Source organism: Brachybacterium kimchii, from assembly GCF_023373525.1.
Lineage (GTDB): Bacteria > Actinomycetota > Actinomycetes > Actinomycetales > Dermabacteraceae > Brachybacterium > Brachybacterium kimchii.
In genome coordinates this window covers 3,307,990-3,327,191 of sequence record NZ_CP097218.1, presented here as the reverse complement: position 1 = coordinate 3,327,191, position 19,202 = coordinate 3,307,990, and the positions used below count along the sequence as shown (strand labels likewise).

General features: G+C 70.8%; 14 protein-coding genes. 8 read left to right on the top strand and 6 right to left on the bottom strand.

Annotation, left to right across the window (positions count from 1 at the left end; translation table 11 throughout):
* Window positions 1–6: 6 nt before the first annotated feature.
* Together M4486_RS15140 and M4486_RS15135 are read right to left on the bottom strand one after the other, a co-directional pair.
* Window positions 7–1,917, bottom strand: a complete 1,911-nt coding sequence (locus M4486_RS15140; RefSeq protein WP_249478114.1) for a beta-L-arabinofuranosidase domain-containing protein — start codon at window positions 1,915–1,917, stop codon at window positions 7–9.
* Window positions 1,914–3,800: a glycoside hydrolase family 2 protein gene (locus M4486_RS15135; RefSeq protein WP_249478113.1), complete on the bottom strand. Its 1,887-nt coding sequence runs from the start codon at window positions 3,798–3,800 to the stop codon at window positions 1,914–1,916. Before M4486_RS15135 ends, M4486_RS15140 begins: the two co-directional genes overlap by 4 nt.
* 172 nt (window positions 3,801–3,972) lie before the next feature.
* Here M4486_RS15135 and M4486_RS15130 point away from each other — a divergent pair, with 172 nt between their 5' ends.
* Window positions 3,973–5,739: an aryl-sulfate sulfotransferase gene (locus M4486_RS15130; protein ID WP_249478112.1), complete on the top strand. Its 1,767-nt coding sequence runs from the start codon at window positions 3,973–3,975 to the stop codon at window positions 5,737–5,739.
* 77 nt (window positions 5,740–5,816) lie between these two features.
* On the opposite strand, the gene M4486_RS15125 is transcribed toward M4486_RS15130, so the two are convergent.
* Complete coding sequence (locus M4486_RS15125) at window positions 5,817–6,809, bottom strand: hypothetical protein (RefSeq protein ID WP_249478111.1); 993 nt, start codon at window positions 6,807–6,809, stop codon at window positions 5,817–5,819.
* A 291-nt stretch (window positions 6,810–7,100) separates the two neighbouring features.
* Between M4486_RS15125 and M4486_RS15120 the strand changes: the two genes are divergently transcribed.
* Together M4486_RS15120 and M4486_RS15115 are read left to right on the top strand one after the other, a co-directional pair.
* Window positions 7,101–7,637 carry an HNH endonuclease gene (locus M4486_RS15120; protein ID WP_249478110.1) on the top strand — a complete coding sequence of 179 codons (537 nt, stop codon included), beginning with the start codon at window positions 7,101–7,103 and terminating at the stop codon, window positions 7,635–7,637.
* Window positions 7,638–7,794: 157 nt separating this feature from the next.
* On the top strand, window positions 7,795–8,373 hold the full coding sequence (locus M4486_RS15115) for an NADPH-dependent F420 reductase (protein ID WP_249478109.1): 579 nt from the start codon (window positions 7,795–7,797) through the stop codon (window positions 8,371–8,373).
* A 90-nt stretch (window positions 8,374–8,463) separates the two neighbouring features.
* Here the strand turns inward: M4486_RS15115 and M4486_RS15110 are convergent, their stop codons facing one another.
* Window positions 8,464–9,702, bottom strand: a complete 1,239-nt coding sequence (locus tag M4486_RS15110; protein WP_249478108.1) for an ROK family protein — start codon at window positions 9,700–9,702, stop codon at window positions 8,464–8,466.
* A gap of 222 nt (window positions 9,703–9,924) precedes the next feature.
* On the opposite strand from M4486_RS15110, the gene M4486_RS15105 reads away from it, so the two are divergent.
* The 4 genes from M4486_RS15105 to M4486_RS15090 are packed head-to-tail and all read left to right on the top strand — an operon-like array spanning window position 9,925 to window position 14,855.
* Window positions 9,925–11,208 (top strand): ABC transporter substrate-binding protein, encoded by a 1,284-nt coding sequence (locus M4486_RS15105; RefSeq protein WP_249478107.1) that lies wholly within the window; start codon window positions 9,925–9,927, stop codon window positions 11,206–11,208.
* Window positions 11,209–11,240: 32 nt separating this feature from the next.
* Window positions 11,241–12,200 (top strand): carbohydrate ABC transporter permease, encoded by a 960-nt coding sequence (locus tag M4486_RS15100; RefSeq protein ID WP_249478106.1) that lies wholly within the window; start codon window positions 11,241–11,243, stop codon window positions 12,198–12,200.
* Complete coding sequence (locus tag M4486_RS15095) at window positions 12,197–13,102, top strand: carbohydrate ABC transporter permease (RefSeq protein WP_249478105.1); 906 nt, start codon at window positions 12,197–12,199, stop codon at window positions 13,100–13,102. Before M4486_RS15100 ends, M4486_RS15095 begins: the two co-directional genes overlap by 4 nt.
* Window positions 13,103–13,127: 25 nt before the next feature.
* Complete coding sequence (locus M4486_RS15090) at window positions 13,128–14,855, top strand: glycoside hydrolase family 13 protein (RefSeq protein WP_249478104.1); 1,728 nt, start codon at window positions 13,128–13,130, stop codon at window positions 14,853–14,855.
* Window positions 14,856–14,927: 72 nt separating this feature from the next.
* Here the strand turns inward: M4486_RS15090 and M4486_RS15085 are convergent, their stop codons facing one another.
* Complete coding sequence (locus tag M4486_RS15085; RefSeq protein WP_249478103.1) at window positions 14,928–16,448, bottom strand: hypothetical protein; 1,521 nt, start codon at window positions 16,446–16,448, stop codon at window positions 14,928–14,930.
* A 239-nt stretch (window positions 16,449–16,687) separates the two neighbouring features.
* Here M4486_RS15085 and M4486_RS15080 point away from each other — a divergent pair, with 239 nt between their 5' ends.
* Entirely contained in the window at window positions 16,688–18,016 is a 1,329-nt protein-coding gene (locus M4486_RS15080; RefSeq protein ID WP_249478102.1) for a glycoside hydrolase family 125 protein, read from the top strand.
* A 42-nt stretch (window positions 18,017–18,058) separates the two neighbouring features.
* Here the strand turns inward: M4486_RS15080 and M4486_RS15075 are convergent, their stop codons facing one another.
* Window positions 18,059–19,195 carry a PKD domain-containing protein gene (locus M4486_RS15075; RefSeq protein ID WP_249478101.1) on the bottom strand — a complete coding sequence of 379 codons (1,137 nt, stop codon included), beginning with the start codon at window positions 19,193–19,195 and terminating at the stop codon, window positions 18,059–18,061.
* Between the last annotated feature and the right edge of the window lie 7 nt (window positions 19,196–19,202).

Below are 19,202 nucleotides of genomic sequence, written 5' to 3'. Positions count from 1 at the left end.
TAGGTATCAGAACTCGTCCTCGTTGCCGTCGCTGAGCCACGCCCCGATCACCGGGAACTCCATGACGCGCAGGCGCGCCGTGCCGTAGGGGACGAGGCGGAGTCCGTGCACGGGACCGTGCTCGAGGACGGGGCTCGCCGGCGGCGGGGTCGCCGAGGCGCCGTCCGCCTGCCACTGGGAGAGGCGACTGCCGCGGGCCTCGAGGGTGAGGGCCTCGCCCGCGGCGAAGGGCGCGGCGGGGATCTCGCCGTGGCCGACCTGCCAGGAACCCGCCTGCTCGACGTCGGCGAGCGCCCAGCTCCAGTTCCCCCGCGGACGGATCTCCCACTCCCCCAGGCCGGGGGCGTCCGGGACCTCCACCCAGTTCTCGCCCGGGGTCGCGACCATGACCAGCGGGCCCACGTGCACCGCGGCGGCCTGCCGCTCGCGCCGCTCGACGCGGGCGCGCATCGGCAGCGTGAGCTCGATCGTGGTCTCGCCGTGCCAGGCGCGTCGCAGCTCCACGTGGCCGTCGGCCGACGGCTCGACCGGGACCTCCTCGCCGTCCACGATCAGTCGCGGCGCATCGCACCAGGCGGGGACGCGCAGGCGCAGCGGCACCGCGGCGGCCGGTTCCGACCGGTCTCCCCCGCGCACCAGGATCCGCACGCTGTCGCGGAACGGATAGTCGGTGATCACGTCGAGGTGGAGGGGCCTGCCGTCCGCGTCGACGTCGATCGTGCAGGGTGCGTAGGCGACGACGCGCAGGCCGCCGTCGGGGTCGCGCACCCAGAGGTTCGCGGCGAACTTGGGCCAGCCCTGGTGGAGGTTCGCGGTGCAGCATCCGAAGTGCGGCTCGAGGCCGAACATGTTCGCGTCGTCGCTCGAGAACGACCAGTCCCGGTGGGCGACGGAGACCTCGATCTGGGTGCCCTGCTGGTGGTACTGGTGGGCGAGCATCCGCGGATCGCACGAGGCCGCGAGCAGGTTGAAGGCGAGGGATTCGAGCCGGTCGCCCTGCACGGCGTCCCCGTACACCTTCGAGAGCACCTCGACCGTGTGCATCATCTCCACGACCAGGCAGGTCTCGATGCCGGCGGTCGCCTCGCGCCCGCCCAGCCACTCGTCGCCGGAGAACCAGCCGTGGGCCTGACCGTGCCAGCGCACGAGGTGGGCGAGGGCCTCCTCGGTGCGCGCGCGATGGCCGGGGTCGCCGTCGAGGAGCTGGGCGGCGGCGCCCGTCTTGAGCCCCATCGCGACGTTGACTCCGTGGGCGGAATGTGCGGAGACCTGGGCCTGACCGGTGATGACGTGCTCGATGAGGTGGGTGTCCCAGTCGAAGGTCTGCGAGAGGACGAGGCGGGCGAGATCCTCGAGCCATGCCGTCTCCTCCGCCTGCTCCGCGGGGAGGTGGGCGCGGGTCCAGGCGATCGTGAGCACGTCCTCGGCGCCGCGCGCCTTCGCCCACTGCGCGAGCGGGCGCGCAGGCAGGTGCGCGAGCTGGAAGCGGTGCCAGCGCAGCAGGAATGGGACGATGCGCGGATCGCCGGTCGCCTCGGCGTGCTGGATCAGCACCTTCGCGGCGACCATGCGCGGCCACCAGTCCTCGTCCGCCGTCGGCCCGAAGAAGCCGTCCTCGCGCTGGGATCCGAGCATCCATTCGATCCAGGGCCGGGCCTGGGCGATCAGATGCTCGTCGCCGAGGACATGCGCGAGGGGGTCGAGCCCGTCGAGGTAGTAGGGGCCGCGCTCCCAGCTCTCGCCGTCCCCGCCGAGCCAGCCGCTGTCGGGGCCGACGTCCGGCCAGACCTCGGGCAGACGTCCGGTGATCCCGTCGGCCTGCAGCCGCAGCTGCCGCTCGAGCCAACCGCACGGCCGGATCGTGCCGAGCGGGAGGGCGGTCGCGACCTCGGGGAGCGGGTTCCAGGTGCCGCTCATGCGCCCGCCTGCCCGGTGACGAAGCCGCGGATCACCGCGGCATCGAGCTTCGGCCGGCGGTCGGCGGTCGAGAGGCCGTTGGCCTCCTGCTGGGTGTCGGTGAGCTGGGTGTAGCAGAAGCCGGCGAGGAGGGGGCTCGCGGTGACGGCCTCGAACAGTCCTCCGACGCGCTCGGTGAACTCCTCCTCGCTGCCGACGACCGCGTATCCCCAGGTCTCGGCCACGGCGAAGGCGATGCCGCCGAACTCGGTGAGCATCACGGGGGCGTCGGGGCCGAGCTCGGTCGCGCCGTCGAGGACGGGCCTGCGTCCCTGCGGGCCCATGCCGGTGAGCGTGCGCTCGAGGGCGGCGGCGTCGGCGTAGTGGGCGCGCAGCCGCGGCGGGTCGGTGCAGTAGTCGTGGACGGTGAGCAGGTCGCCGCCGGTGTGCTCGTAGCCGTCGTTGGAGACGACGGGCCGGCTCGGATCGAGCGCCCGGGTCAGGGCGGTCATGGCGAGGGCGAGCTGGCGCTGTCCGGGGTGGTCGGCGAGGTCGCGCACGCCCCAGCTCTCGTTGATCGGCACCCAGGTGACGATGCTCGGGTGGGCGCGGTACTGGGCGATGATCTCGGCCCATTCGGCGCTGAGCGCGGAGACCGCGCGCGGCGAGTACGTGTAGGCGTTCGCCGTCTCGCCCCAGATCATCAGGCCCTGGCGGTCGGCCTGGAACAGCAGGCGCGGGTCCTCGGTCTTCTGGTGGATGCGGGCGGCGTTGAAGCCGAGGTCGAGGATGAGCTCGACCTCCTCGCGGCAGGCGTCGGCCGACGGCGGGGTGAGGTGCGTGCCCGGCCAGAAGCCCTGCTCGAGGACGGATCGCACGTAGCAGGGTTCGCCGTTGAGCAGGAACCGGCCCCGGTCGACCCCGACGGTGCGCAGGCCCAGGTAGCCGAAGGCCTCGTCGCGGACGGCGCCCGCGCCCGCATCCGCGCCGTCGTCGTCGCTCGCGAGCACGAGGATGCGGGCGTCCACGAGGTGCGGGTGTCCGGGCCGCCACAGCAGGCGGTCGCGGGCCTGGGTGTTGCGCAGCGCGGAGATCTCGACGGCCCCGGCGACGCGGGGCTCCACGGCGTCGAGCTCGATCGCGCCGAGCTGCTCGGTGCCGCGATCCGTCGTGCTGCTGAGCTCGACGCGCACCCGTGTGCCGGGGCGGGGTCGACGGGCCAGGTCGACGACGACCTCGACCCGGCAGCGGGCGAGGTCCGTCTCGGCGGTGAAGGCGGTGACGTGCTGCTCGGGCACGATCTCGATCCAGACGCTGCGCCAGATGCCGGTGGTGCGGTCGTACCAGATGCCGTGGGGCCGCTCCTCCCAGTCCTGCTTGCCGTGGGGCAGGTCGACGTCGTGGGGGTCGTCGAAGGCGCGGACCACGATCACCGCGGTGCCGTCGTCGGCGAGGTGGTCGGTGAGGTCGACGGTGAAGGCGGTCTGCCCGCCGGTGTGCTGCCCGGCGAGCCGGCCGTTGACCCACACCATGGCCTCGTGGTCGACCGCGCCGAGGTGCAGCAGGGCGCGATGCCCCGCGGGCGGGGAGACACGGGCGGTGCGCCGGTACCAGACGACGGGGTGGAAGCCGCGGTCGCCGATCCCGGAGGCCTCGCACTCGGGGACGAAGGGCACCTGGATCTGCCGGTCGAGCGGGTCGGGACGGGTGGCGTCGGACGCGCCTCCACCCGCCGATCCGCCGGCGAACCAGTGCTCGGCGAGGCCGCGGTCCTCGACGTCATGGGCGAAGTCCCAGGTGCCGTCGAGGCTGGTCCAGCTCTCACGGATCAGGGTGGGGCGGGGGTGGGTGCCGTCCTGGGCGGAAGCGCGCAGGGGCGTGCCGGAGGTCGCGCGAGCAGTCATCGTCGAATGCCTTTCGAGGGTGCGAGGCTCCGACGCTACCGGTCCGTGAAGCCCGAGGCCAGAGATTCTCTCCACGTGGGAATGGTCGTGCCCGTCGAGGGCGGACTGCCGCACAGCGGATCCACAGCCGGGCGACAGCAGGGGCTCGACGGACGCTCGCTACGTTCGCCCGATGCACCGACCCGCACCGCACTCCCCTGCCCGGGACACCCCTTCCCAGGACGCCGACGCCCGACTCGCCCACCGCGCGCCCACTCGTCGCTCCGTCCTGCTCGGCGCGGGGGCGGGCGCCGCAGGCCTCGCGCTGGCCGGCTGCCAGGACTCGGGCGGGTCGTCGGACGCTGCGGCGAAGACCCCGCAGGTGACGATCTCCGAGTTCGAGAACGCGCGCGGGGACTGGACGATCTGGCAGGCGTCCTACGACCTCGACGACGGCGAGTCGAACCCCGAGCTCTACACCGAGGCGACGCAGACGGCGCGGCACGAGGCGCTCGAGGCGAAGAAGGCCGAGGGCGGCTGGACCTCGCAGAACCCGCTGCTGGTGCTCGACCCCTACGGCACCACCCGCACCGGGCTCTACGTGCACTTCGCGGACGACTCGGCGGGCGAGCTCTCCTTCGTCGACGCCGTCGCCGATGCTGAGGACTTCGCGAAGACCGCCGCGAACCATGCGGAGACGGGTTTCGAGGGTCTGGTCGTCGGACTGGTCCCGGGGGCGACCAACACCCTCGCCCTCACCTGGCGACCGAAGAGCGGGCAGGCCGTGCGCGGGTCGCTGAGCATCCGCACGCCCACCACCGCCTCGGGCTACTCCTCGACCATCTCCGCCGACGTGAAGGATGCGGGGGCGCTGACCGAGGGCCTGTTCGCCATGTCCGGGATCTCCGGACCGGGCAACAACTCCTTCCTCATGGACAACGCGGGGATCATGCGCGCCGAGCTCGCCTCGACCACCTCCGCCCAGCACCACCTGGTGGTCGAGGACGGCCGCATCGTCACCACCACGGGCAGTGCGCAGGTCTCGGTGCTGGACCACCTGGGCCACGCCGGCACGATCATCGACCTCGGGAAGCAGTCCGTGCACCACGACCTGGACGTGGTGGGCGACGCCGCGTTCGTGCTGACGTCGGTCACCAGCAGCGGACGCTCCGAGGACCGGGTGACCCGGGTGGACCTGAGCACGGGAGAGGTGGAGGAGGTGGTCGACCTCCAGAAGGTGTTCCCCGAGTACGAGAAGCTCGCGCACGCCCGCACCGGCGACGGGCTCGGGGACCCCGTCGCGACCGGTGAGGACTGGATCCACATCAACACCCTCCAGATCATCGACGACGTCATGTACCTGTCCTCGCGCGAGACCTCCACGGCCTTCGCCCTCGAGAACGCGCTGGAAGCCGGCTCCACACCGAGCGTGCGGTGGATGCTCGGGGCGGAGGGCCTCTGGGAGGGCACCGGCTACGAGGGGAAGTTCCTCGAGCCCTCCCGGTCGATGATCGGCAACGCGGGTCAGCACTCGGTGCACCGCGTCGACGACGACTCCCTGCCCGACGGGCAGTTCTACCTGGAGATGTTCAACAACAACTACTGGTACGTCGGCACACGCAATGAGGTGGACTGGAAGGACGAGGGGCCGGACAACGCCTCGACGGACGAGCTCGAGGGCGCGAGCCACATGCTGCGCTACCTCGTGGACGAGAACACCTGGAGCTATACCGAGGACCTCGCGGTCGAGGTGCCGTACTCCTCCGTGGTCTCCAACGTGTTCCGACTGGGCAGCGGGGGCATCGACGAGAACGCCGTGGTGAACTCCGGGAAGTCCGGTGTGTTCTCCGAGCGCGACGCGGAGGGCGCGGTGCTCGCCTCCTACCGCTATGACACCTCCAACCTGGGCTACCGGGTCTACAAGGACACCTTCGAAGGCTTCTGGTACGCCGCGTCCTGATCCCGTGATCGGCCGGCGAGGTCACGGGACGCGCCCACGTCGCGAGCGATCCGGCATCAGCTCCTCATGGATCGGCCCTATCGCAGGAACGTCTCCGGAGACTCTCGTCGGGCGTCCTCCTCCTGCTGACGGCGCAGCGCGAGGAGTGCGACCGCTGTGCGCACGGGTCGCGGCGCCCGGAACACGATGCCCGACCGCCCGGGCTCGGAGGCGCCGAGGATCCCGTAGGCCTCAAGCAGGAAGAGGTCCCTCTGCGCGTCGGCGAGGTCGTCGATCGCCTGCAGGTCCACCTCGCCACGGCGTTCGTCGATCGGGTCCCACGTGATCGCGGTGTTCGCGCCGATGCCCCGGAACAGGCGCGCGATCGCGGCCTCGTCAAGGCACCCGTCGGCGGGGAGCTCGGGCAATGTGACCCCGTCCTCGCACGTCGCGGCGAGCAGGGACTCGAGCAGGAGGCCCGTGTCCCGGAATCCGCCGTGGCCGGGGCAGTAGCGGCTGATGACATGCAGCAGTTCGGCGATCGCCAGAACGCCGTCGACCTCTCCGTCCAGCTCCCCCAGCGGCTCGTCGCCCTCGTCGAAGGCACCTCGCACGCCTGGATGCTCCGCGCTGCAGCGGCGCACCCTGTGGTTCTCGTCGTCGCTGACGAGCACCCCGAGGTTCAGCAGCACGACCCACGGCCCGAGCAGCTCGGGGACCTCGCGCAGCCGCCCGCCGGGGCGGACGATCCCGGCCCGCTGCTTGAGCTCGCGGACCGCGGCATTGGGCAGCACTCCGCTGTCGGTGAGCGGCCGACCGTCGCCGACGAAGTCGCGCAGCAGCCGGCAGCGCTGCACGAAGGGGATCGCGGCTGCCTGCCGCACCCACTCGAGGTCGTCGATCTCCTCCTCCTCGAGCAGGGAGGACGTCGGAGGCAGGAACCACGGCGCCGCGACGTGATCCTCGAGGGGCCATCCCTCGCCGCCCTCCTGCCAGGTGTGACCACAGAGAGGGGCATCCCAGGCGCCGGGCGTGCGGTCCGCGTCCTGGGCGTCGTCGGGGTCGATGGGTGCGTGCGTCATGTGCGTCATGGCCCGAGCCTCCCGGTCGCCGTGGGCGACCGCGAGGGGCCGACGAGGAATGTGGACGGCGGAGCTCTGGGGAGGAACGGACGCGCCCGCCCGCGCGGCACGTGGCGGCACGACAGGGCACGACAGGGCACGACGAAACGCCGTCTCCTCGGGGAACGAGCGGACGACACGCGGGCGACGAGTGAGCGAAATCGGTTGATTCCGGAACCCCGACGCGCAACGATGCAAGCGTGCCCCGCGGGAACCCACTCGCGCGGGCGCACCGCCGCACGGCGGCAGGAGGTGGCAGCGATGTCCGTGGTGAAGGTCTTCAACAAGGGGTACGACCCGGCGACCGGGATCGGCGAGCTGCTGCACACGACCTCGGTCCGGCACGCGTTCGGGATGATCCGGCGTGGCGTCGCGGACCCCGTCGAGCTGACCCTGGCCGGCGACGACATCGTCCCCACGGCCCTGGAGCTGACGCGCGAGCTGAGCGGCGCGTGGGTCGAGGGCGAGGGCCGCCGCTCCGTCGGGTTCTCCTTCCGCGCCGTCCACGAGCGCGACCACTGGACCTGCGCCTACTGCGGGCGCAGCGTCTCCAAGACGCCGCCCTGCTCCGCGCTGCTGGCGACCGTCGACCACATCATGCCGGTCTCCCGCGGCGGCGCCTCGAGCTGGACGAACCTGGTCTCCGCCTGCCGCGACTGCAACGGCCGCAAGGCCGACCGCACGCCCGAGGAGGCAGAGATGCCCCTGCGCTTCGCGCCCTACGATCCTGCGGTCGCATATCGCGTGGGCGGGCACGTCGAGGTGATCCCCGGGATCCCCGAGGCGCTCGCGGCCTGAGCGCGGAGCGCCGCGTCCGCGACCGCCCCCGATCCCCGGATCTCGTGTGACGCACCGCCCCTCACCATGTTCTTGAAATTTCTATCATTTGGGGCCACACTGGAGTCATCGACGACGGGACACAGGGCCCCGGCACGTCGCACAGGAGGCGATGGACATGACGGCAGTGACGATCTTCGGCACCGGGAGCATGGCGAATGCGATCGCGGGTGTGCTCAGCAGCGGGGGCGCGGATGTCTCCCACATCTCGCACGAGCAGACCGGCAGCGCCGAGATCACGGGTGACATCGTGGTCCTGGCCGTCCCCTACCCAGCCGTCGACGGCATCCTCGCGCAGTACGGCGACCAGCTCGCCGGCCGCACGGTCGTCGACATCACCAACCCGCTGAACTTCGAGACCTTCGACAGCCTCGTGGTGCCGCCCGACTCCTCGGCCGCCGCCGGGATCCAGGCGCGCCTGCCCGAGTCGAAGGTGCTCAAGGCCTTCAACACGACCTTCGCGGGCACGCTGGCCGCCGGCACCGTCGGGGACCTGACCACCACCGTGCTGGTCGCGGGCGACGACGCCGAGGCGAAGTCGACCCTCGTCGGGCTCGTCGAGAAGGGCGGCCTCTCGGCGGTCGACGCCGGCGCCCTCTCGCGCGCCCGTGAGCTCGAGTCGATCGGGTTCCTCCAGCTCACGCTCGCCGCGGGCGAGAAGATCTCGTGGACCGGGGGCTTCGGGCTGGTCCGCTGACCACAGCACCGCAGCACCAGACGCGCAGGAGGGCCGGAGCGGATCGCTCCGGCCCTCCTCGCATGTGCGCTCGCCCTGCGGGCGGTCCGCTCAGCCGCCTGCGCGCGACGTCCGCGGCGAGAAGGCGAGCGGCTCCTCACGCACCCGCGTGAGAGCCAGCTCGACGGCGCCCCGGGCGATGACCTCGCGTCCGAGCACGCTCGCGACCAGCTCGGGGATCGGCGGGGAGGCCTCGGACTCGAGCACCGTGCGCGCCGCCGCGAGCACCGGCTCGACCGCGCTCGCGATGCCGCCCGCGATCACGATCTTCTCGACGTCCAGGACGCTCTCGAGCACGACGGCCACGTGCGCGAGCCGGGCACCGAGCCGCTCGATCACGCGCTCGGCGAGCGCATCGCCCGCGAGGGCGGCCGCGAACACGTCCGGGGCGCCGACCTCTTCGCGCGCGATCCCGCGCAGGGTCGACGGGACGGTCGTCGTCTCGAGCTCGTGGCGCGCCCAGCGCCGCGCCAGCGCGCCGAGACCGTCGGTCGCCCCGGCTCCGGTCTCCGGGTCATCACGCAGCGTGAGCTCGAGCAGCCGCAGCTCGCCCGCTCCCCCGCGGTAGCCGCGCAGCAGATGGCCGTCGACGATCAGCCCGGCGCCGAAGCGCTCCCCGGTGACCAGGGTCGCGACGTCGTCGGCAGGATCATGGGCGTGCTCCGCGAGGGCCGCGAGGTTCGCATCGTTCTCGACGAGGACCCTGCCGTCGAGCCGGGCCCCGAGATCAGGGTTCATGCGCGGCCAGAAGCGGCCGTCGCCCACGGGAGTGCGCCCGCCCGCATCGACGGGCGCGGGCACGCCGACGACGTTCAGCAGCACATCCGCCGCCTCGACGCCCGCGTTCTCGAGGGTGCCCGTGATCGCCCGACGGACGGCGCGCACCCGCGCCTCGGCATCGAGGACGGCGGGACCGAGCTCCCCGTCGTCCGCGATCAGCTCCTCGTGGGCGGAGGCGAGCACACGGCCGCGCAGGTCGGCGACGAGCACGTGAAGTCGGTGCTCTCCCGCGTCGACTCCGACGACGTACCCGGCGTCCTCGGGAACGCGGTAGCGGCGCGCGGGGCGACCCCGGCTCGAGAGGCCGGCGGCGCGACTGTCGGCGATCTCCTCGAGCCACCCGGCGGCGACCAGGTCGTCGCACACACCCAGCACGGTGGCGCGCGTCAGACCGCTCGCCGCCATCGCCTCGCCCGCCGCGAAATCCCCCGTGCCCAGGGCGAACCGCAGCAGCTCACCACTGTTGATGTGCCGCAGGAGACGCGGTGATCGAGCGGAGCCTGCGGACATGCCTTGACAGTACCGGAGCACCTCCACATACTTCATGCAGGCCGTAAATCTATGTTCTATATTTACCGGATCGAGGAGTGACGGGCCCGCCGACGCGGATGTCGGGCCCGCCGAGACCCGAACATTCCCGTCGGGCTCCACCGGTCCCCGACGGACCCCGTCCGGGGCGCCTCGACGCCGCACAGAGCGGCCCGCTCACACCATCCCTCGAAGGAGACGAAGATGTCCCCCTCCTCCCCACCCCGATCGCCGCTGAGCCGTCGCGGACTGCTGGCCGCCGGCGGCCTGCTCGCCGCCGCGGGCCTCGCCGGATGCGGCGGCACCGGCGGATCCGGCGGGTCCGGCGGATCCGTGATCTTCTACCAGTCCAAGCGCGAGGCCATCCAGTACTTCGACGACCTGCTGGTGACGTTCCGCAAGGAGCACCAGGACATCAACGTGGTGCACGACATCGCCACGAACCTCTCGGCGAGCTTCGTGCGCAAGAACCCTCCGGACATCGCCTGCCAGAACTACAACCTCGAGATGGCGCGGTTCATGGAGCGCGGCGCCCTCTCCGACCTCGCGGACATGCCCGAGGCCGACCTGATCAGGGATGACGTCCAGGAGCTCGTGAACTGGTATCCCGGCTACGAGGGACGCACCTCGGTGATCCCGTTCTCCGTCGCGGGCGCCGCGGTGATCTACAACCGCCGCATCTTCGAGGAGCAGCACCTCGAGATCCCCACCACCTGGGACGAGTTCACCGAGGTCTGCGAGAAGCTCCAGAAGGCCGACATCACCCCGATCTACGGCACCTTCGGGGACCCGTGGACCGTCAGCCAGGGCCTGTTCGACTACACCATCGGCGGAATGATGGACGTGCGCGCCTTCTTCGAGCGCGTGAACGAGCTGGGCGAGGAAGTCGGCCCCGACTCCGACACCTCCTTCCAGAAGGACATGCTGAAGCCCATCGAGCGGATGCTCGAGCTCAAGAAGTACCACCAGGACGATGCGGCCTCCCGCTTCTACGGCGACGGCAACACGGCCATGGGCAACGGCAAGGCGGCGATGCTCCTGCAGGGGCCGTGGGCGCTCGCCGAGATCGAGAAGGCGGGCAGCAAGGAAGACCTCTCCTGCTTCCCGCTGCCCGTGACGGATGATCCCGCCGACCTCAAGATCCGCGTGAACATCGACCTCTCGCTGTGGATCCCCGAGGGCGCGGACCGCAAGGACGAGGCCCGCGAGCTCCTCTCGTTCCTGATGACGCCGGAGGTCATGGACCCGTACAACAAGGCGCTGCTGGCGATGGGCACCACCAAGGACGCCCCGCCCGCGAAGGACCCGCGGATCGCGCCGATGCAGAAGTTCTACGACGACGCCGCCTTCTACCAGGGCGCCTCGCAGTTCATCCCCACCACGATCCCCTTCACGAACTATCTGCAGTCGATCCTGTTCGGCGCGGACCCGAAGACGATCCTCGCGAAGGTCGACAACGACTTCGCGAGCCTCGCCTACCGCTCCTGATCCCTCCCCTCGACACGCAAGGACACCGCATCATGTCAACGACGACATCCACCGTCGCCGACCCCTCCACGGGGTCCGCCGACGCCACGCGGAGGCGCAGGGCCCGCAGGGGCCGCCGCAGCGGAAGCACCCGCCGCGTCGATCCCGTCTACTACCTGTTCCTCTTCCCGGCGCTCGCGATCTTCACCCTCGCGATCACCCTGCCGGCCGTGCTCGGCTTCGCCTACTCCTTCACGAACTCGATCGGGTTCGGCGACTGGGAGTTCATCGGCCTGCGCAACTACGTCGCGATGTTCCGCGACCAGGGCATCGTCTCGGCCTACCTGTTCACGCTCGGATTCGCGCTGGTCACCGTGATCGTCGTGAACGTCCTCGCGTTCTTCCTCGCCCTGGGCCTGACCTCGCGGATCCGCCTGCAGGCGGCGCTGCGCACGGTGTTCGTGCTGCCGATGGTGATCTCCGGGATCATCATCGCCTTCGTCTTCAAGTTCCTGTTCTCCACGACGCTGCCCGGCATCGGCTCGGCGCTGGGCATCGAGTCGCTGTCCACCTCGATCCTCGCGAACGAGTCGCTGGCCTGGATCGCGATCGTCATCGTCACCGCCTGGTCGACGATCCCCTCGACGATGCTCATCTACATCGCGGGACTGGTGACGATCCCCGACGAGGTCTACGAGGCCGCGTCGATCGACGGCGCCGGGCCCGCGAAGCGGCTGTGGAACATCACCCTGCCGCTGGTCTCCGGCTTCATCGTCATCAACACGATCCTGGGCTTCAAGAACTACCTGAACGCCTACGACATCGTCGTGGGCCTCACCGACGGAGGACCCGGCACCGCGACCCGCACGGTCGCCATGTCGATCTTCAAAGGCTTCACCGGAGGCGACTACGGCTACCAGATGGCCAACGCCTTCGTCTTCTTCCTCATCAGCATCGTCATCGCGGTCATCCAGCTGAGCATCACCCGCGGGAAAGCGAGCTTCGGAGCATGAGCACCATCGCCACCACCTCCGCCTCCACAGCCTCGGGCACCGCATCCGGCCCGTCCGGCGGAAGGCGCCCGACGGCCCGCTCGCGCGAGCGGTTCAACTGGCCCGCGACCCTCGTCCTCCTCGTGTGCTCGCTCGCGGTCCTGGTGCCGCTGCTGGTCACGATCAACATGTCCCTGAAGTCCGACGCGCAGGCGGTGGAGGGCGAGGCCTTCGCCCTCCCCTCCCCGCTGACCTTCCAGGCGTTCGTGGACGCCTGGCAGCTCACGAACTTCCCGCGCGCCCTCGCGGTCTCCGGCTTCGTCACCCTGCTCGCGGTGGTCGGGGAGATCGTGATCTCCTCCCTCGCCGCCTACGCGATCGTGCGCAACTGGGATCGCCGGCTCTTCCGCTGGTCCTTCTTCTACCTGCTCGCGGCGATGTTCATCCCGTTCCCCGTGGTCGCCCTGCCGCAGGTGCAGCTCACCGGCATCATCCACCTGGACACCCCGCTGGGCGTGGCGATCCTGCACATCGTGTTCGCCCTCGCCTTCAACACCATGCTGTTCACGGCGTTCCTGCGGGCGATCCCGATGTCGCTCGAGGAGTCGATGCGCGTGGACGGGGCGACGACCTGGCAGGTCTACTGGCGGCTGATCTTCCCGCTGCTGGGCCCGATGGCCGCGACCGTGGGCATCTTCGCGTTCCTGGGCTCGTGGAACGACTTCATGATGCCGAGCCTGATCATCTCGGACCCGACCCTGCAGACGCTGCCGGTGCTGCAGAACATGTTCCAGACCCAGTTCAACAACAGCTACAACATCGCCTTCGCCAGCTACCTCATGGCCATGGCCCCGGCGATCATCGTCTACCTGCTCGCGCAGCGCTGGGTGATCTCCGGACTCACCCAGGGCGCCGTGAAGTGACCACTCCCCCGACCCGAAGGACCCCATGACCTCCCAGTCCGCAGCCGACATCCGCCCCCTCGACGAGTCCGCCGAGCTGCTCGTCGACGATCCGACCTGGTGGCGCCAGGCGGCCGTCTACCAGATCTATCCGCGCTCCTTCGCGGACGCCAGCGGCGACGGCATCGGCGACCTGCGGGGCATCACCTCCCGCGTCCCCTACCTGCGGGACCTCGGGGTGGACGCCGTGTGGCTCAGCCCCTTCTACCCCTCGGCCCTGGCCGACGGCGGCTACGACGTGGACGACTACCGCGACGTCGACCCGAGGATCGGCACCCTCGAGGACTTCGACGAGCTCTCGTCCGTCCTGCATGCGGCCGGCCTGCGACTGATCGTCGACCTCGTCCCCAACCACACCGGAAGCGGCCACGCCTGGTTCCAGGAGGCCCTCGCCGCGGGCCGCGGCTCCCGTGCGCGCGAGCGCTACATCTTCCGCGAGGGGCGGGGCGAGCACGGCGAGCTGCCCCCGGCCGACTGGGAGTCGATCTTCGGAGGGCCTGCATGGACCCGTGTCGAGGACGGCCAGTGGTACCTGCACCTGTTCGCGACCGAGCAGCCCGACCTGAACTGGGCGGACCGCGAGGTGCACGAGGACTTCCTGACCACGCTGCGCTTCTGGTCCGACCGCGGGGTCGACGGCTTCCGGGTCGACGTCGCCCACGCGCTCGCCAAGGACCTCGGCGAGGAGCTGCCGAGCGCGGCGGAGCTCCAGGCGATGCCCCAGGACGGACGGCACCCGCTGTGGGACCGCGACGAGGTCCACGAGATCTACGCCGAGTGGCGGCGCGTCTTCGAGGAGTACTCCCCGCCGCGCACCGCGGTCGCGGAGGCCTGGGTGGGCTCCGCCGAGCGCCGTGCCCGTTACGCGAGCCCGCAGGGCCTGGGCCAGGCGTTCAACTTCGACCTGCTCGAGGCCGATTTCGACGCGGCGGACTACCGTCGCATCGTCACCGAGAACCTCGCCCAGTCCGCGCAGACGGGCTCCTCGAGCACCTGGGTGTTCTCCAACCATGACGTGGTGCGCCACGCGACCCGGTACGGCCTGCCGCCGCGCGCCGGCCGACCCGGCAAGCAGGGGGCCGACTGGGTCGCCGCGGGCGGGCCCGACGAGGGCATCGACCGCGAGCTCGGTCTGCGGCGCGCCCGCGCGGCGACCCTGTTCGAGCTGGCCCTGCCCGGCAGCGCCTACCTGTACCAGGGCGAGGAGCTGGGTCTGCACGAGGTCGCCGAGATCCCCGACGACCAGCGACAGGACCCCGCGTTCCTGCGCACGACCCCCGAGACCCGCAGCGACGACGGCCTGGGCCGCGACGGCTGCCGCGTCCCCCTGCCCTGGGCCCGCGGCGGCGCGTCGTTCGGATTCGGCGAGGGCGGCTCGCACCTTCCCCAGCCCTCGTGGTTCGCGGACTTCTCCGTCGAGGCGGAGTCCGACGATCCGACGTCGACCCTCGAGATGTACCGACGGGCGCTGCACCTGCGCCGGGAGCTGCACGGCGCGGAGACCCTCACCTGGGACGATGCGCTCTCGGATGGCGAGGTGCTCGTCTTCGAGCGCACAGGCGGCTGGGTCTGCGCGACGAACTTCGGCGACGAGGAGGTCCCGCTGCCCGCGGGCGAGGTGCTCGTGGCGAGCGGCGAGCTCGGAGGGTCGGAAGATGCGGCGGGCGGCGCGCGCGTGCTGCCGGGCGCGACCACGGTGTGGCTGCGGCGGTGAGCTGAGCGCAGCGCGGGCCACCGGTGCTCGGCCCGCGACCTCCGGCAGTGGGCCGACCGGCGGCGCGGGACCTCACGGGGTCCCGCGTCGGCGCCCCGCCTTCCGCAGGATCCGCTCGGCCTCGTCGAGCGCGACGCGGAGGATCGGGGCGCCGACGAAGCGCTCCCCCTCGCGGCGGAGCAGGCCGACGGCGGTGAGCTCCTCGAGGTCGGCACGGACGTCGGCCCCTCCTGGCCCCGTGGCCACCTCTGCGCCATCGGGCCCGCACGCCGCACGAAGCGCGGAGAGCGTCTCGGGCAGTCCGCGCAGACCTCCCTCCTCGGGGCCGCGCATGCCGAGGCCGGCGAGCAGGCTGACGATCACGGCGCGCGCGAAGCGGAGGAACTCCTCGGGCTCCGCGGTCGTCGGGCGCAGCTGCGGCGAGTCCGCCCCGTCCGCCGCGCCGACGCCGCCGTCGGCCGGAGCATCGGGGACGACCCGTCGGCCCTCGCGGACCAGCCACCCGCCGTCGAGCAGCGCGATCCAGGGGCCCACGATCCCGGGCGCCTCCCACATCGACCGCACGTCCCTCGGCCGCGCTTCGGGCCCGGTGCCCAGGCGGGCGAGGACCGTGCTGGTCGCGGCGCGATCGAGCCCCGCCGTGGAGGTCACGGTGATGCCGCTGCCGACCGTCTCGAGCAGCACGACGGCCGCGCGCACGAACGGCACCCTAGCGGCCATCTCCGCGCGCAGCGCCATGTCCCCAGCGTCCGACTGGTCCGGGCTCGGTGCGGTCTCGGGCGTCGGCTCGCTCACGCGGTGAGGGGCGGGCGGCCACACGGGCCACGGCTCCTCCGGATCCTCGCCGTGGTGGCCTCGCGTGAGGCTGTCGCGTGGCTGTCGTCGGCCGGCGGCGTGCGGTCCTCGATGGGCGTCGGATGAAGGCCCTCGCTGGAGGCGGTCGATGTCCGCGATCCCGTCGTGATCCCCCGGCTGGGCGCGCATCGTCGCGGGGTCGTACGGCACGGCGGGGTCGGTGAGGCGGCCCGTCCGGCTGAGCTGGGTGCGCTCGTCATCGGGCAGCGAGTCGTACCAGTCGATGTACCCCATGAGCGCGGCCTCGTCGCGCGGGTCCAGGCCGTGCTCGAGGCCGTAGCCGATGAGGTTCGTGGAGAAGGAGCGGCGAGAGGGGTCGTCGGCCGCCTCGAGCACCGCGAACTCGAGGTCGGCGAGCGTGCGCGCGGCGGCCTCGGGACGCATCGAGCGGCGCGACCAGCGCCCGGTCTCCTGGAGGAACACGAAGAAGCGGGTGAGGGCCGGGACCAGGTCCATCGAGGCCTCGCGGACCTGGATGACGGTGCGCGGGACCAGCTGCGTGAGCAGCTGCTCGATCACCGGGCCCGTCCATTCGCCGACGTCGTCGCTCGCGAGCCGTGAGGATTTCAGACGCAGCAGCGCGTCCACGAGCTGGGTCTCCGAGGTGACGTCGACGCCCCGCGCCGTGACCGGATCCGCGCCCGCTCCCGGTGCCTCCAGCCAGACGGAGTACTCGGCGAGCGCCTGCGCACGCTCGCGGTCGCCCGTGTCCGGGGCCCGCCGCTTGTTCCTGGGCATGCCACCAGGGTGCCCCACGCGAGGGTCGAGGACCAGGGGCAGACCGAAGGCGCACCCCGAAGGGGCAGGCCGACCGGCAGACGATGGGGCAGGCCGACGGGCAGACGATGGGCGGACGACGGGGCAGGGGCAGCGGAGACCGGTCGACGCCCGCTGGACCTGTCCGATGGACTCCGCAGACGATGCGGAGCGCTGAAACCGATCGCCCCGCAGAGCGCTTTCCGCATACTCTTGCGCGGGTGAGCTTCACCGTGGAACCCCAGATCGCCGATGCCCTGCGCTCGGCCGCCGACCGTGTGCGCAGCGAGCTCGGCGAGGAGGCCGGATCGTTCGTCGAGGCGGCGCTGCTGCGCACTCTCACCGACACGATCACCCTCGCGGAGGACGGCACCGCCTTCGTCATCACGGGCGACATCCCCGCGATGTGGCTGCGCGACTCGACCACGCAGATGTTCCCCTACCTGCGTCTCGCCGCCGACTGCGAGCCGCTCGCGGACCTGCTCGCCGCGGTGGTGCGCCGCCAACTGCGGATGATCGCGCACGACCCGTACGCGAACTCCGCGAACCTGGGGCCCACGGGCGCGCACCACGATGCGAACGACCTGTGCCAGGACCCGATGATCTGGGAGCAGAAGTACGAGGTCGACTCCCTCGCGTTCCCGATCATCTTCGGGCACCGTCTGCTGCGGATCACCGGTCGCGGGGACCTGTTCGACGGTCTGGCCCACGGTGTGCTGCGCACGATCGTGGACCAGTGGCGGCTCGAGACCGAGCACGAGGAGCGCTCGCAGTACAGGTTCGTGCGCGACATCGGCATCCCCACGGAGACCCTGGACCGCGACGGACTGGGATCGCCCCTCGGCGTCACCGGCATGACCTGGAGCGGTTTCCGACCCTCCGACGACGCCTGCACCTTCGGCTACAACGTGCCGGCGAACCTGCAGGCCGCGCAGGCCCTGATGGCGATCGCGGACGTGGCGCTGTCTGTGTACGGCGACGAGGCTCTCGCGGCGGATGCCGATGCTCTGCGCACTTCGATCCTCGAGGGCGTCGCGGCGCACGGCGTGGTCGAGCACGAGGGCTCCCGGATCTACGCCTACGAGGTTGACGGCCTGGGCGGGCAGCTGCTGATGGACGACGCGAACATGCCCTCGCTGCTGTCCCTGCCGCTGGATGCGCCCGACGTGCTGGATCCCGAGCTCGCGGACGCGACACGGGCGTTCTGCCTGGGGATGGCGAACCCGTACCGCTACTCGGGGACGGTGGCGACGGGCATCGGCAGCCCGCACACCCCCGAGCAGTATGTGTGGCCCATCGCCTTCGCCGTCGAGGGCCTGACCGGCACGCCGGAGCGGGGACGCGAGATCATCCGACTGCTGCTCGCGACCGACGGCGGCACGGACCGCATGCACGAGTCCTTCCACGTGGATGACCCCGAGCGTTTCACCCGCCCCTGGTTCTCCTGGGCCGACGCCATGTTCTGCGAGCTCGCGCTGCACCTGACCGATGGTCCCGCGCCAGCGAGGTCGTTCGCGGAGCGGGTGGAGGTGTCCGGCCAGGAGAGGTGATCGGGGCCGACGGACGGCCGACGATCAGCAGCCGACCTCCGCTCAGATCTCCTTGGTGGTGGCGTTCGGGTCGCGTGGACCTTCGGTGTCCTTCGAGCGCTTCGGCACGAAGGGATCCTTCTCCTCGTCATGCGGACGGTCGGGATTGACCAGACGGGACTCCAGCGACTTCGAGTAGACCTCCTGGGGATCCGAAGCGATCTCCACCGTGCCGTCGATGTCCTGCCACTCCCCGCCATCCACGGAGAACTGCCCCTCATAGGTGGTCGTCAGCGTGACGTCGTACCAGCCCTCATAGGCGAAGGTCGCGCTCACATCCTTCGACGGCCACGGCTCCCCGGGATCATCCGTGACGAGCACGTTCCCATCGCCCAGATCCCACCGGTACTCCACAGGAGTCGCCCGGATCCTGACCGGAGTGTCCAACAGCTCCGTCTCCAGCACCTGCGGCTCCGAATCCGCATAGAGCACCAGATCCATGTTCGCCGGCAACCACCCCTGCTCCGGACCTGCATGCGCCGACGCTGCCTTCACCGGCAGCTTCGCGAAGTCCTTCTGCGTGACGGTGATGACGACCGGCTTCTCGTCCTCGGCACTCTGAGACTGAGCGCCTTGAGGCGCTTCAGGAGTCTTCGAACCAACGCAGCGAGTAGAAGTAGAGGTACCTGCAGAACTACCTGCACCACGCAGTGAAGTAGTACCAACCTGACTCTGCCCGTCCCCACCCCCGCCTCGAGTTGTGGAAACTCCGGAGGTGTTCGGGATCATGACATCGACACCTGCGGTCCGAATCGTCGGCAATTCTTCCGCCGTACACGCATCAGGATCGGCCACACACTTTCCAACGTTGCCGTTTTGCGTGCATTTGTAGGGAGTGCGATCCACATCCTTCCATTCAGTTTCAAATATTGCAGAAATGGACGCCACCAAGCCCGAGAACGGATTAGAAGGCGGCGCGACCACCTTCGTGCGCCCAGTCCGCCTATCGCGTCGATCTCGATCAGCCTTAGAATGACCCGGCCCCGTGTCGACCGACTCATCTCCGCCTTCCCCTTTATTGATTTGCTCTTCGGCGTCAGCCCCAACCGAATCATCGTCGAGGAAGCCCTGGAAATCTCCGTACGCCGAGGAATGCCCAGCCAGAACGCCTGCAATCACGAAAAGGAACGCGATCGCCAACTTTGCC

Coding starts and splice junctions, on each gene's coding strand:
- M4486_RS15125 (WP_249478111.1), bottom strand. CDS start 6,809: ATGACGCACATGACGCACGCACCCATCGACCCCGACGACGCCCAGGAC.
- M4486_RS15090 (WP_249478104.1), top strand. CDS start 13,128: ATGACCTCCCAGTCCGCAGCCGACATCCGCCCCCTCGACGAGTCCGCC.
- M4486_RS15130 (WP_249478112.1), top strand. CDS start 3,973: ATGCACCGACCCGCACCGCACTCCCCTGCCCGGGACACCCCTTCCCAG.
- M4486_RS15120 (WP_249478110.1), top strand. CDS start 7,101: ATGTCCGTGGTGAAGGTCTTCAACAAGGGGTACGACCCGGCGACCGGG.
- M4486_RS15140 (WP_249478114.1), bottom strand. CDS start 1,917: ATGAGCGGCACCTGGAACCCGCTCCCCGAGGTCGCGACCGCCCTCCCG.
- M4486_RS15135 (WP_249478113.1), bottom strand. CDS start 3,800: ATGACTGCTCGCGCGACCTCCGGCACGCCCCTGCGCGCTTCCGCCCAG.
- M4486_RS15105 (WP_249478107.1), top strand. CDS start 9,925: ATGTCCCCCTCCTCCCCACCCCGATCGCCGCTGAGCCGTCGCGGACTG.
- M4486_RS15110 (WP_249478108.1), bottom strand. CDS start 9,702: ATGTCCGCAGGCTCCGCTCGATCACCGCGTCTCCTGCGGCACATCAAC.
- M4486_RS15085 (WP_249478103.1), bottom strand. CDS start 16,448: ATGCCCAGGAACAAGCGGCGGGCCCCGGACACGGGCGACCGCGAGCGT.
- M4486_RS15100 (WP_249478106.1), top strand. CDS start 11,241: ATGTCAACGACGACATCCACCGTCGCCGACCCCTCCACGGGGTCCGCC.
- M4486_RS15095 (WP_249478105.1), top strand. CDS start 12,197: ATGAGCACCATCGCCACCACCTCCGCCTCCACAGCCTCGGGCACCGCA.
- M4486_RS15115 (WP_249478109.1), top strand. CDS start 7,795: ATGACGGCAGTGACGATCTTCGGCACCGGGAGCATGGCGAATGCGATC.